Annotated in this window: 11 protein-coding genes and 1 other RNA gene; 4 read left to right on the forward strand and 8 right to left on the reverse strand. The window is 38.9% G+C overall.

Annotated features, from left to right (window positions below; all coding sequences use genetic code 11):
- Positions 1-201: 201 nt before the first annotated feature.
- Positions 202-969, reverse strand: a complete 768-nt coding sequence (locus IMZ31_RS09810; protein WP_207527219.1) for an SDR family NAD(P)-dependent oxidoreductase — start codon at positions 967-969, stop codon at positions 202-204.
- Positions 970-1,314: 345 nt separating this feature from the next.
- On the opposite strand from IMZ31_RS09810, the gene IMZ31_RS09815 reads away from it, so the two are divergent.
- Genes IMZ31_RS09815 through IMZ31_RS09825 form a run of 3 tightly spaced genes read left to right on the forward strand, consistent with a single transcriptional unit; the run spans position 1,315 to position 3,656 of the window.
- Complete coding sequence (locus IMZ31_RS09815) at positions 1,315-1,467, forward strand: cytochrome c oxidase subunit 2A (protein ID WP_207527220.1); 153 nt, start codon at positions 1,315-1,317, stop codon at positions 1,465-1,467.
- Between the two features lie 33 nt (positions 1,468-1,500).
- Positions 1,501-2,007 (forward strand): cytochrome c oxidase subunit II, encoded by a 507-nt coding sequence (locus tag IMZ31_RS09820; protein ID WP_036779273.1) that lies wholly within the window; start codon positions 1,501-1,503, stop codon positions 2,005-2,007.
- Entirely contained in the window at positions 2,004-3,656 is a 1,653-nt protein-coding gene (locus IMZ31_RS09825) for a b(o/a)3-type cytochrome-c oxidase subunit 1 (RefSeq protein ID WP_207527221.1), read from the forward strand. Before IMZ31_RS09820 ends, IMZ31_RS09825 begins: the two co-directional genes overlap by 4 nt.
- Before the next feature lie 36 nt (positions 3,657-3,692).
- Here IMZ31_RS09825 and IMZ31_RS09830 read toward each other — a convergent pair whose 3' ends face one another.
- The 7 genes from IMZ31_RS09830 to IMZ31_RS09860 form a co-directional block, all read right to left on the reverse strand.
- Positions 3,693-5,204 (reverse strand): carboxypeptidase M32, encoded by a 1,512-nt coding sequence (locus IMZ31_RS09830; protein ID WP_207527222.1) that lies wholly within the window; start codon positions 5,202-5,204, stop codon positions 3,693-3,695.
- Positions 5,205-5,350: 146 nt separating this feature from the next.
- A complete protein-coding gene (locus IMZ31_RS09835; RefSeq protein ID WP_207527223.1) occupies positions 5,351-6,493 on the reverse strand; it encodes a THUMP domain-containing class I SAM-dependent RNA methyltransferase in 1,143 nt (380 codons plus the stop codon).
- 94 nt (positions 6,494-6,587) lie between these two features.
- Positions 6,588-6,969, reverse strand: an RNA gene (gene rnpB / locus IMZ31_RS09840) — RNase P RNA component class B.
- Positions 6,970-7,079: 110 nt separating this feature from the next.
- Positions 7,080-7,406, reverse strand: coding sequence for a cell division regulator GpsB (gene gpsB / locus IMZ31_RS09845; RefSeq protein ID WP_036779301.1), 327 nt, complete (start codon positions 7,404-7,406; stop codon positions 7,080-7,082).
- 69 nt (positions 7,407-7,475) lie between these two features.
- Positions 7,476-8,042, reverse strand: coding sequence for an SLOG family protein (locus IMZ31_RS09850; RefSeq protein ID WP_207527224.1), 567 nt, complete (start codon positions 8,040-8,042; stop codon positions 7,476-7,478).
- A gap of 59 nt (positions 8,043-8,101) precedes the next feature.
- Positions 8,102-8,599 (reverse strand): CotD family spore coat protein, encoded by a 498-nt coding sequence (locus tag IMZ31_RS24710; RefSeq protein ID WP_305849386.1) that lies wholly within the window; start codon positions 8,597-8,599, stop codon positions 8,102-8,104.
- Positions 8,600-8,984: 385 nt separating this feature from the next.
- Positions 8,985-9,383 (reverse strand): cytidine deaminase, encoded by a 399-nt coding sequence (locus IMZ31_RS09860; RefSeq protein WP_207527225.1) that lies wholly within the window; start codon positions 9,381-9,383, stop codon positions 8,985-8,987.
- Between the two features lie 189 nt (positions 9,384-9,572).
- Here IMZ31_RS09860 and IMZ31_RS09865 point away from each other — a divergent pair, with 189 nt between their 5' ends.
- Positions 9,573-12,644 carry an efflux RND transporter permease subunit gene (locus IMZ31_RS09865; RefSeq protein ID WP_207527226.1) on the forward strand — a complete coding sequence of 1,024 codons (3,072 nt, stop codon included), beginning with the start codon at positions 9,573-9,575 and terminating at the stop codon, positions 12,642-12,644.
- Positions 12,645-12,687 lie beyond the last annotated feature (43 nt).

Consider the following 12,687-nt stretch of genomic DNA (forward strand, 5'->3'; position numbering starts at 1 on the left):
ACTCTTTTTACGATCCTGCTCTTATACTTTATAGATTTAAAACGACGCTGAGTGAAGTTTAATACCAAAAACCAAGTTCAGAATGTACGTTTATTGCTAAACAAATAAGCACATTTCCTGAATTATCACAAACCAAATAAATAGCGCTAAGAGTCATAAAACTCTTAGCGCCAAAAACCATTCCGTTTATTAATTTACAAACTAAAAACCATAAACGCTCATTCCACCATCAATATACAACGTTTGGCCAGTCATGTAATTACTACCTTCTGAAGCTAAAAATACAGCAGCACCTGCTAGTTCTTTTAACTCCCCAACCCTACCCATTGGGGTTCGCTCTTTTATTTCTTTAACATATTGTTCATTTTCAAGAAGCTTTTCCGTTAAAGATGTAGGGAAGTACCATGGACCGATGGCATTTACATGAATGTTATGTTTTCCCCATTCTAAAGATAGCGTTTTGGTCATCTGAATCAATGCTGCCTTCGTCATTCCATATACTACACCCGTGCGAAGGGCTACATGACCTGCCACTGATGAAACGTTAACAACTTTCCCTTCTCCTCGTTTTTTCATTTGTTCTCCCGCAAATTGAGCTAAGAAGAAAGCGCTTTTCATATTTGTCTGTATAATCTGATCCCACTCAGATTCTGTTACATTAAATGCATCGCTTCTTATATTGACTCCAGCGTTGTTCACCCAAATATGAATGTCTTGATAAGGGGTAGTTTCTTTAATTAGGCTTATTATCTCATTGTAATCTTGTACATTACCTACGATGGGATAAGCTACTCTTCCTAATTGTTCAATCTCATTACAAACTGTATGTACATCTTCTTCGGTTCTTGAAATGACAATAATGTCTGCCCCCGCTTCCGCATAGGCCATTGCAATAGCATACCCTATCCCCTTTGTAGCACCTGTAATTGCTGCAAGTTTACCTTCAAGGGTGAAACTAGGTAAAAACATAATACTCTCCCCTTCCTTCTATAATATTTGTTTAGTATATCATCCTCTCCCATGAGAATGCCATTTACACTACCTGCGTAGTGTAAACAACCATACTCTAACTTATCTATAAAGCAACAGTCTCCTTTATAACCATTCAATTATAGCCATTTTGTCACGGATTGTTCATGAAATCGGTGTCATAGAATTTTCAAAAACGGTCGGATCCATTGACATGAATGGTTTTCTCAAGAGTTTTGAACTATTTGTGAAATGGACCTTCAACTTGTTTCTAAACAGAAAAAATACAGTATGATAAAAATGTAAAAACCAAACAGGGGTAATTTGGAAGGAGTGGAACGGAAGATGGCAAAAACTCAATTAAACGATCCAAATACACAAACTAAAACTCATCAAGAAGAAGCGGATCTAAAAGGAACGTTCATCGCGGTTTTATTTGTGGGTGCATTTTTGGTGGTAACTTGGTTTGGGGTATGGGGCATTTTTGTTAATCGGTAAGTCATAATCAGATTTGTTTAAGGGGGAAGGACAATGCATTTACACAAATATGAAAAGATGTGGATGTTAATTGGCGGAGGAGCGTTATTAATCTTTTTAATTATGTTAGGCGTAGGGGCATTTTATCAAGGCACGAAACCGCCTAGTTGTTTAACCACAATCGATCCGCAAAATGTAGAGGCTCATGATTCATTTAAAAAAGAGAACTTAGGTATGCAGCAGTTAGATGATAACCGTTATGTAGTAAATGTCATCGCTTCAGCCTTTAACTACGATTTTGGAACAGATGAAGAAGGAAATGTAGTGCGTACGATAAGAATCCCTGTAGGATCAGAAGTCATGTTCCAAGGTACAAGTACAGATGTAGTACATGGGTTTGAATTAGCGGGTACAAATGCAAATATGATGCTTGAGCCTGGTTATATCAATACGGTAGAGACCACTTTTAACAAACCAGGAACATATACATTTGTTTGTAATGAATATTGCGGAACTGGTCATCATTATATGACCGCTACTGTGGAGGTGTATGACGAATGATTGCTAACCAATTAACAAAGAAAGATTCAAAGCTCTCTATGGCTCACATGTGGGTTGCCTTTATCTCACTACTTATTGGCGGACTAATGGGACTTTTGCAGACTCTAGTAAGAACCGGAAGATTCACATTGCCTTTTGGTATTGATTACTATCAGATCCTCACTGTGCACGGGGTCATTCTTGCTTTAGTATTAACTACATTTTTTATTATAGGCTTCCAATTTTCTTTAATGAGTAAAACGGTTGGGATGAGTGATAAAGAAAGAGTTTGGGCTTGGATCGCCTTCTGGGTAATGCTAGTTGGTACGATTGCAGCTGCAACTATGATTCTGTTAGGTAAAGCAAGTGTATTATATACCTTCTACGCTCCACTTGCAGCTCACCCTATTTTCTACTTTGGACTTACTTTAGTTATTGTAGGTACATGGATTGCTTGTTTCGTTAATTTTCACCAACTGTATAAGTGGAAGAAAGCAAACAAAGGAGAAAAATCTCCATTACTAGCCTTTATGGTCGTTATTAATATGATAATTTGGTTCATTAGTACAATTGGAGTGGCAGCAACCGTACTTATTCAGTTTATTCCTTGGTCTTTAGGGATTGTGGATGAAATCAACATCCTTGTAAGTCGTACTTTATTCTGGTACTTCGGTCATCCACTTGTATACTTCTGGCTGTTACCAGCTTACATGGCATGGTATGGAATCATCCCTAAAATTATCGGTGGTAAAATATTTAGTGACGGGTTAGCACGTTTGGCATTCATACTATTCCTGTTGTTTTCTATCCCAGTCGGATTCCACCATCAATTACTAGAGCCTGGTATTGATCCGTTTTGGAAATATATTCAAGTTGTATTAACTTTTGCTGTTGCCATCCCTTCACTACTAACTGCTTTCAGCATGTTTGCGACTTTTGAAACAGCAGGCAGGGCAAAAGGATTTAACACTTTGTTCGGTTGGTTTAAAGCACTTCCTTGGAAAGACGTTCGCTTTTTCGCGCCTATGATCGGGATGATTGCATTTATTCCAGCAGGTGCAGGAGGTTTGGTCAATGCATCTAACCAATTGAATCTTGTCGTCCATAACACAATCTGGGTTACAGGTCACTTTCACCTCACATTAGCAACTACTGTTATCCTTACATTCTTTGGCATATCGTACTGGCTGGTTCCTGTATTAACAGGTCGAAAACTAGATGAGAAAACGAACCGCTTAGGAATTATTCAGACAATCGTATGGACAATCGGTATGTTCTTTATGTCAGGTTCCATGCATATTGCTGGTTTACTCGGTGCCCCACGCCGCTCTGCGTTTTCTGAATACAATGGCAGTGAACAAGTAACAGAATGGATTGGGTATCAATACGGTCAAGCCATTGGTGGTTCAATTCTTTTTATCGGCATCATCATCATGATGTATACATTTGTCTATATGACTTTCTTTGCTCCAAAAGGTGTAGAAGAATTTCCAATTGCTGAGACTGCCGAAGATGCTGAACCGACTCCTATGATCTTTGAGAACTGGCGCTTATGGATCGGTATCGCAGTTGTCTTAATCGCATTCGCTTATACGATTCCATTCATCGACATCATTCAAAATTCACCACCTGGATCACCAACCTTTAAAGGATTAATAGGTAATTCATAAAAAAATAGGAGGCCCTCTAGGGTCTCCTATTTTTCATTAAAATTGATACACTTTACTATATTTATCTGATAAATGCTGTACTAGGTGATCAGCATTTAACTTTTCACCAGTTACATCCTCTAAAATTTCTAGGGGCTTCTTCGACTTACCAAACTTATGAATATTTTCAGTTAACCAATTCTTTATGACAGTAAAGTCACCTTTTTCAATTGAACCCTCTACATCTATCTCACCCTTCATTGTGTTATGGAACTGAGCAGCATACATGTACCCTAGTGCATAGGACGGGAAGTAACCGAACATCCCTCCAGCCCAGTGAACATCCTGAAGAACACCTACTTTATTGCTGGTTGGGCGAACGCCGAGGTATTCTTCCATTTTGTCATTCCATAACTCAGGGAGGTCCCCAACTTCAATTTCACCACTGATTAGAGCTTTTTCTAGTTCATAGCGAATCATGATATGGAGACAATATGTTAATTCGTCTGCTTCAATCCGAATAAATGATGGTTTAACTTCATTTACAGCTGCAAAGAAATCTTCGAAATCAACATCCTTGAAAGATTCAGGCGCATGTTCTAAAAACAGATCATAGTGGTTCTGCCAAAATGCTTTCGTTCTTGAGACAAAGTTCTCCCAGAATAAGGATTGTGATTCATGAATCCCCATTGATGTACCACCTTGAAGAGCCGTATATGCAAGTTCAGAACTGATATTTTGTTCATATAAAGCATGCCCACCTTCATGAATGGTACCAAAGACAGCAGTCCGGAAATCTGATTCATCATACTTTGTTGTAACACGCACGTCCCCTTGATTTAATCCAGTCGCAAATGGATGTACTGTTTCATCAAGGCGACCGGCATCAAAGTCATATCCCATACGTTTTAAAATTTCAAGGCTAAATGCCTGTTGTTGTTCCTTAGGAAAATGACCTGTAAGAACAGAAGCATCAACTTCAACACTTGAATTTTGAACCTTATGAAGTAGATCGGTCAGTGATTTTCGAACAGCTGGAAATACCTCGTCAAGAACATCTACGGTTACACCTGGTTCAAAATTATCTAAGAGCGCATTATAAATATGCTTCTCATAACCCCAATATTCAGCGAAACGCTTATTAAATTCTACGATCTTCTCTAAGTATGGTTTGAACATTTCAAAGTCGTTGTTATCCTTTGCTTCTTCCCATACAGATTCAGCTTTCGACTGCAGTGCTACGTATTCTTTAAACTCATCAGTAGGTATTTTACGTGCCTGATTATAATCTTTTTCACATTCTTCCACTGACTTTTGAACAATTTCATTGTCAGTTTGACCTTTCAATGCATCGATGTATTCTTTCATTTGATCAGATGTCTGCATTTCATGGATTTTAGATGAAAGAGTAGCGATTACTTCTGAACGCCCTTCTACACCTTTCTTTGGTGCATATGTACGCAAATCCCATCCCATCAGACCAATGGCTTCACCTAGCTGTGTCATTTCTCTAACGTAGTCCATAAATTTCTGTTCAATCGGCTGTAATTCCGTTTGTACTGTACTCATTTCTTTCCTCCTCTTCCCCGTTTCCTATAAAGGATAGATCTCCTACAATTATACTAATTATTCAGTAAACTTCAACAAATAGATCTTATGTACATAACAAACTCAGGCTCTGCTAAAGAAGTAGCAGAGCCTGACTAGGGTTAGATTTAAGATTCTTTCTTACCAAAATACTGATAGTAATCGATTTTAATAAAACCATTGTATAACTTACGTCGCTTCGTAGCTGGCAGACCGTAAAGTTTTTCGAATTTTTCGTTCGACGTTATAACATACACACTCCACGACGGGTGGTCACGCATGATTAAACCGAAATCTTTATACATCTGTTCGACCTCTTCTTGGTCTCCGATGCGTTCACCGTATGGAGGATTACCCACAATATAACCATTTTTCTCTTTTGGATTAAAGTCTTTAACCTGCATTTGTTTCCACGAAATTAAGTCACCAAGTCCTGCTTCAATCGCATTCGCTTTTGCAGTTGCTATCATACGCCCATCTACGTCTAAACCAGTTATATTTAACTCCTGGTCATAATTAGCCGCCTCTTCGGCTTCATTAAAAGCATTTTCCCAAAGGTTATAAGGGATAAAGTCCCACGATTCTGAAGCAAACTCCCTATTAAACCCTGGGGCAATATTTTGACCAATTAAAGCTGCTTCAATCGGAATAGTACCAGAGCCACAGAACGGATCTACAAATGGTTCATCAGGGCGCCAATTCGTAAGCTGTACAAGGGCAGCAGCCATCGTTTCTTTTAAAGGAGCTTCACCTTGACCAGTCCTATAGCCACGTTTATGAAGCCCAGCACCACTTGTATCCATGGTGAGTAGAGCATGATCTTTATGGATAGCAATCTCAACTTTATGTTCTGGACCTGACTCTTCAATTCGAGAGGCAAGTCCATACATTTTTCTCATTCGTTCAACGATTGCCTTCTTAACAATTGACTGACAGTCCCGAACAGAATAAAGGGTAGATTTAACTGATTTCCCAATAACAGGAACCGATCCGTCTTCGGGTATATAATTTTCCCATGGCAAGGCTTTCGTTTGTTCAAATAAATCATCAAATGTAGTAGCTTTGAATTCGCCAATTACTAACTTTACTCGATCAGCACTTCTTAACCACAGATTACTTCTAGGAATAGCAGATAGATCTGCTTCATAACGAACCCGGCCATTCTCTACAGTAACATCTTCATAACCCAGACCCTTAACTTCTTTAGCTACTATTGATTCAAGCCCCATGGCTGTAGTTGCAATTAAGGTTACTTTTTTCGGTTTCGGCATGCACAAGCACTCCTTATAACGTAATAAAAAAACCCTTTCTAAGCTCGAGCTTTAGAAAGGGTTTTGTGATGAACATTAATTGACCAGATGAATGCTTTGTAAGCCATGTTCTGTACCTTTGTACTGCTACCGGTGGTCAACCTCGTACGAAAGGTGGTAATCATCTATCTACAAGCTTAAAGCTTGTCTCTTCATATTGGTTGAATTTCCTCAGAAGAGTGCCCCTACCTAATTTTGGGTTGCTCGCTCGTGGGGTTTACCTCGTTCCACTTTGATTGTTTCCAATCAAACTTCGTCACTGTGGCACTTTCAAGATCGCAACACCTTATCTCTAAGACGTAGGTGTCTTCCCTGCCGTTAGTGTGAACACTACCTTGACTTATGGTTTCGTCAAGCACGATCACTACAAGCATCTCAGCCTGTGCGAGCATGGACTTTCCTCTACATGTTAAAACATGCAGCGATTACCCAAGCATTCATCAACCGCTCAATTATTTTAATCTCTTTTCTTTGTTTCGTCAATCTGTTTCTGCAAATAGTATACCATGAAAACCACACTACTTCATCAAGTATTATTTTCCATATACTAAGAATCTGCGTACTTTTTGCCGAAAACAGCCTTTTCTAAATTCGATAATCGTTGTAACACATCATAATTAACCTGGCCGGTTTGTCTTGAAGGCGCAGGTGACGCTTCAGAAGAACGAACACGTTGCTTTGGAACATCACCTTGCTTTTTCAGCTTAGCGTTTTCTTGTTTCAACCGTTCAATCTCTTGATGAAAAGCTTCATAATCTTGGATAATTACATCTAAGAATTGATCTACCTCATCTTGATTATACCCACGAATACCTGTTTTAAAATCTTTATCCAATATTTCTTTACCTGACAATTGAATACGATCTAAACCCATCTCTCTCACCTCAGATTTATACACTTATCATAATTCTTGCAGATGATCCCACGAATGTCAATTTAATCTTTAAGAATGATTCCAGTAATCTGGGTCTTCCATCTGCATTTCACGAACAGTGTCATCAATATCAAATGGGGTTACGTAAAAAATGGAGTAGTCATGTGCTTCTTGATAGTTTTTCGCTTTCTCTAAAAAATATCCCGGACTCCCTCCAGTTTCTTCATCATATAGAATAAGACATCCATCCGTTTTGTCTAACAACCATTGATCTTTTGCTTTAAACTGGTAGGGGCCTTCATAGTCTTTATTATATAAGGCTTGTACATGGTCAACTTGTTCACAAAGGCGTCGATACTCTTCTTGCTGAGCTTCTGGCCACCTACTTTCCTGATTATTAAAAGGAGGAAATATGCCGACGTGCACATTGTATTGTTCCTGTACATCCAATAAAACTTCACACGCCCACAGTTCTACTCCCATTTGACCAGAGATTAAAACCCACTCGACTCCTTCTTCAATAAGAGGTATCAATCTCCTTCTAAGCGTTTCTTTCACAAATACAATATTTGGATCATCGATCTTAAAAATACCCATTTCCATTGGTTTATAGCCTGTCACCGTTATAACTCTCATAAAAAAACTCCTTAAATATATGTAAAATGAGCTGGTAAACCAGCTCATTCATGAAAGCATTAGTCTCTCCAACATCCAGGGCGGCCTTTAGGACCCATACCCATGCCAGGACCTTGCATACCTGGTCCCATACCAGGTCCCTGCATTCCAGGACCCATAGGACCTGTTGAAGCACCCATTACTTGGCCTCCAGGACCTTGTTGACCCATAGGACCTGTTGAAGCACCCATTACTTGGCCTCCAGGACCTTGTTGACCCATAGGACCCGTTGAAGCGCCCATTACCTGTCCTCCAGGACCTTGCTGACCCATTGGTGAAGTTGAACCCATGTTTACATTTTGCTCAGAAAATTCGAATACATCAGATTGAGTTTGAGGGAAGAAGTTTTTATTTACTGTATTCACATGGTTTACATTCGTAGTGTGTGTTGGATAAACGTTATTTACCTCTTGTTGATAGAAGTTGTGCTTAACACATTGTTTCGTAGGGAAAACATTTGTCTTAGCTGGACTTACCATTGAAGGTTGGCAAGGTTGACACATTTTCTTGTGATGCATAATCATTTCTCCTTTCTTTATCTTAGGTTCACTAATAACCTATGTCAAAAAGGAGAGACATGTACTAAGACAGATACCTAATTCTCCCAAAGTAAACTTGATAAGCAAGCCTAATTTTCTACACGCATTCTCTATAAAATCAATTTCCCGGAAGCTTTTTATTTGAGATAAATGAATCCCTAGATGAGAAACGCGGTTCCCTACTCCCCTTTAAATGCCAGTCTTGCTCGCTACAACTCGGACATAACGGACCTTTCTTGCTAAAAAGTCTCAGCTTCGGGTCTCCCGAATAAGGGGTATAGGTGATTCAATATTAACAAGTCCTTTAATTAAGTACATAAATAAAGGGAGAGCGTTCTCTTCAGAACCCCCTCCCTTTAGAAACTTATTTTGTAAGATCATCTTGATTGAATGAATATGGCAATAGTTCACGTACAGTAAGGGTTTTGACTTCACCGCTTAGGTTTGTAGTATGAACTTTAGTATCTTGATCAAAAAATTCACTAATAACTTGACGACAAGAACCACAAGGTGGAACTGGTCGATTCGTGTCTGCAACAACTGCAATCTGTTCAAAATCTGTTTCACCTTCAGAGATTGCTTTAAAAATGGCTACCCGCTCAGCACAACAGGTTACCGGGTACGCCGCATTTTCAATATTACAGCCTTCATAGACTTTTCCCGACTTCATTAAAATTGCTGCACCTACTGGGAACTTAGAGTACGGTACATAAGCTCTGTTTCTAACTTCTTTAGCATGATTAATTAATTGTTCTGTATTCATTTAAAATGACAGCCCTTTCTGCTCAGGAAAATAGATAAATGGATAATCATTATATGAGATAAACACCAAGGTGTAAAGCGTTTCCACTAAATAATTTCATGATAACCGATTCATAATTGACCTATAGATCAAGGTCGCATATGTTAATATTGTAATATAAACTCTCATCAGAGCTAAAGGAGGATATTAATGAATTGGGTACTTAAATATCGAAAAATTGTATGGATATTTATTCTCTTACTCATCTTTACAGGCATCTTTACATACGCCCAGTTGCCTAAAAGAGAGATTCCTGAAATTAATGTGAACGTTGCGACGATCTCAACTGTATACCCTGGTGCAACTCCTAAAGAAGTAGAAAGTACTATAACGAACCCTTTCGAGAATGATTTGGAGGATATAGCCGGTATAGATACTGTAGAATCTGTTTCTTCAACTGGATTCTCTTCTGTTACCCTTACATTAAGTGGGGACGCAGATCGTCAAACCGTTTTCTCTAAAGTACGACAAGCTGTATCTGATGTATCAAGATCCTTCCCTGATAACGTCCAAGATCCAAGTGTTCAAACAGACTTCCGGATGTCGGCAGTCGCATCTTATCACCTAACAGCAGAAGAATTTAACGATCTATACGACATTCGTGAAACAGCACAAAATTGGAAAGAATCATTAACTAATATCGGTGGAATCGATCAAGTTCAAATAAAAGGCTTACCAGAACAACAGCTACTTATTGAACTTGATTCAGACTCACTAAACGAACAAGGCGTCTCCCCTTTTCAGGTTACACAGTCGCTAAGTCAGGAACTTTCTCCTGGAGCGATTGGTACAACTGAAGAAGAAGGAAAACAATACCAACTATTGTTGCAAAAAACAGAGAACTGGGAACAACTAAGATCTCTCGCAATAGGTAAGAAGCAAAACGGAGATCCACTTTTCTTAAATGATGTTGGCTCCATATCCCTTACGTTAAAAGAGACGGAAGACCTTATTACGTATAAAGGCAAACCTTCTATTTCTTTAACAATCTTAGCCAATGAAGGACAAAATATATCAGCTTTGCAGGATAAAATAACAGAAGAAGTAAATACACTATCAAAAGATTTACCTTCAAATATCGATGTTGATCGCTTCTATACCCAAAGCACGATCATTGAAGAGGTCTTTACAAGTCTAACTACATCTTTTGCTATATCTGTAGTGGCCGTACTGATTATTATGTTATTCGGACTACCAGTCTCGAGTGCCATTCTAGTGGCTATCGCTATACCAATATCCGTTATAATTGGATTAATCCCGCTTCCTTATGTAGGAGTTGACTTAAATCAAATATCCATTATAGGAATAATAATAGCCATTGGTATATTAGTTGATGATGCCATTGTGGTGAACGACAATATTCAGCGCAGGTTCCAAATGGGAGACAGCGCTTGGCAAGGAACCATTCAAGGTGTGAAGGAAGTTCGTGTATCGATCATAACTTCTACACTCATGATTATATTCAGTTTCTTCCCTCTTACCTTTATTTCTGGGTCTAACGGAGACTTTATACGAGCGTTACCTACAACACTCATAACGACGATTATTGCTTCAACTATCATGGCATTAACATTAGTGCCTACGGTTCAATACGTTCGTCGAAAGCGTAAAGACCAAAAAGAAGCTCCAAAAAAAGTGGGGATACTCGGCTCATTTTTCAATTGGATTGAAGAAGCGTATGCAAAACGGGTATTACCAAGAGTTACAAAACGGCCATTTATTTTTGGGTTCTCTGGATTGTTGGCTTGTATATTACTAGCCCTTCTTGTGACACGAATTCCTTTTGAATTCTTCCCTGAGGCAGACCGGCAAGAAGTTACCATTTCAGTAACCTATCCTCAAGAAACGACACTCGAGAATACTCAGGATCAATTAAACGATATGCAACAGTTTCTTCAAGAAAAAAGTAACAAGATTGATGAAACAGCCATATTTGCTGGGTCCGGCATGCCAAACCTCTTCAGCTCAGGTTTACAACAAAGCGGTGAATATACAGGCCAGGTCCTAGTAAGGGTCGACAAAAGCAAAACAAGTGCATCAGAATTCATTAATGAATGGGAACGACCGTTACGTAAGGAATATCCAGATGCAGAGATTTTCTTAGAAACCATCGTTTCAGGTCCACCACCAAGTGCGCCTGTAGAAGTGAAAATTCAAGGTAAAGAAATTGATAAGCTTCTAAGCCTATCAAATGACTTAAGAGAGAAAGTTAAGTCTCTTGAATCTACAGAGCTGGTAACATTAAACATGAATGATGAGCAACCTTATATTGAATATAATTTAGATCGGGAGAGAATGGCTGACTTAAATATATCAGTTGATCAAGTCTCTTCTCAGATTCAAGCCGCGAGCGCAGGAATCCCTTTACCTGCTTTTGATAATGGAATAGAAAACTATTCTATGAAACTCTTACTAGATGACGGAGACGATGCAGGTGTTAACCTAAGTAACTTACAAATTGCTGCACCTCCAACAGGCGAAAACGGGCCACCTCAAGTTATTACACTTGATGAATTGATTACTGAAGAAAAAACGGAGCAAATTGGAAGCATCCCTCATATAGACGGGGAACGCACCATCACACTGAAAGCGTATGGAGAAGAAGGATCGAATAGCTTCCAAGATGATGCAAATCAAATCGTAGCTGATTTTGAAGAAACATTGCCTTCTGGTTACTCATTCACGCAAAGTGGTCAGGCAAGTGCTCAACAAGAATTCTTTATTGAAGTATCTAAACTATTTGTTATTATCTTGTTCCTGATCTACTTGGTTATTGCAATCCAGTTCAACTCCCTGTTAATGCCATTATTAATTACAAGTACTGTATTCTTAGCAGTAACAGGTGCGATTATTGGACTCTTCGTTTTCAACCAGCCACTTAGCTTCCTAGCAGTGCTTGGTATTGTATCATTATCAGGAATTGTAGTACGAAACTCAGTTATTCTGGTCGAATTTATTGAACAGAACTACCGGGTATCACAGTCTATTATTGAAGCTGTCATTGAAGCAGGAAGAGCGCGTATACGTCCAATTATACTAACGACCTTAACCTCAATCGCAGCACTCGTGCCTATTATCGTTAGTGGTGATGTGTTATTTAGGCCTCTTGCCGTCTCTATTGTAGCAGGACTTGCGTTTTCAACACTCTTAACACTTTTATTGCTTCCTGCTTTCTACCTCATTTTATATCGGATTAGAAACGGTAAGAAATCACTGTCTTAAAAGTAAAGTATAAGAAACCAATTATAGCCCAGAGACAAATTGT

It is taken from the genome of Pontibacillus sp. ALD_SL1, assembly GCF_017355605.1.

Bases quoted from the DNA above. Each gene is read 5' to 3' on its own strand.
- IMZ31_RS09810 (WP_207527219.1), bottom strand. From the start codon at position 969: ATGTTTTTACCTAGTTTCACCCTTGAAGGTAAACTTGCAGCAATTACA.
- IMZ31_RS09815 (WP_207527220.1), top strand. From the start codon at position 1,315: ATGGCAAAAACTCAATTAAACGATCCAAATACACAAACTAAAACTCAT.
- IMZ31_RS09820 (WP_036779273.1), top strand. From the start codon at position 1,501: ATGCATTTACACAAATATGAAAAGATGTGGATGTTAATTGGCGGAGGA.
- IMZ31_RS09825 (WP_207527221.1), top strand. From the start codon at position 2,004: ATGATTGCTAACCAATTAACAAAGAAAGATTCAAAGCTCTCTATGGCT.
- IMZ31_RS09830 (WP_207527222.1), bottom strand. From the start codon at position 5,204: ATGAGTACAGTACAAACGGAATTACAGCCGATTGAACAGAAATTTATG.
- IMZ31_RS09835 (WP_207527223.1), bottom strand. From the start codon at position 6,493: ATGCCGAAACCGAAAAAAGTAACCTTAATTGCAACTACAGCCATGGGG.
- gpsB (WP_036779301.1), bottom strand. From the start codon at position 7,406: ATGGGTTTAGATCGTATTCAATTGTCAGGTAAAGAAATATTGGATAAA.
- IMZ31_RS09850 (WP_207527224.1), bottom strand. From the start codon at position 8,042: ATGAGAGTTATAACGGTGACAGGCTATAAACCAATGGAAATGGGTATT.
- IMZ31_RS24710 (WP_305849386.1), bottom strand. From the start codon at position 8,599: ATGCATCACAAGAAAATGTGTCAACCTTGCCAACCTTCAATGGTAAGT.
- IMZ31_RS09860 (WP_207527225.1), bottom strand. From the start codon at position 9,383: ATGAATACAGAACAATTAATTAATCATGCTAAAGAAGTTAGAAACAGA.
- IMZ31_RS09865 (WP_207527226.1), top strand. From the start codon at position 9,573: ATGAATTGGGTACTTAAATATCGAAAAATTGTATGGATATTTATTCTC.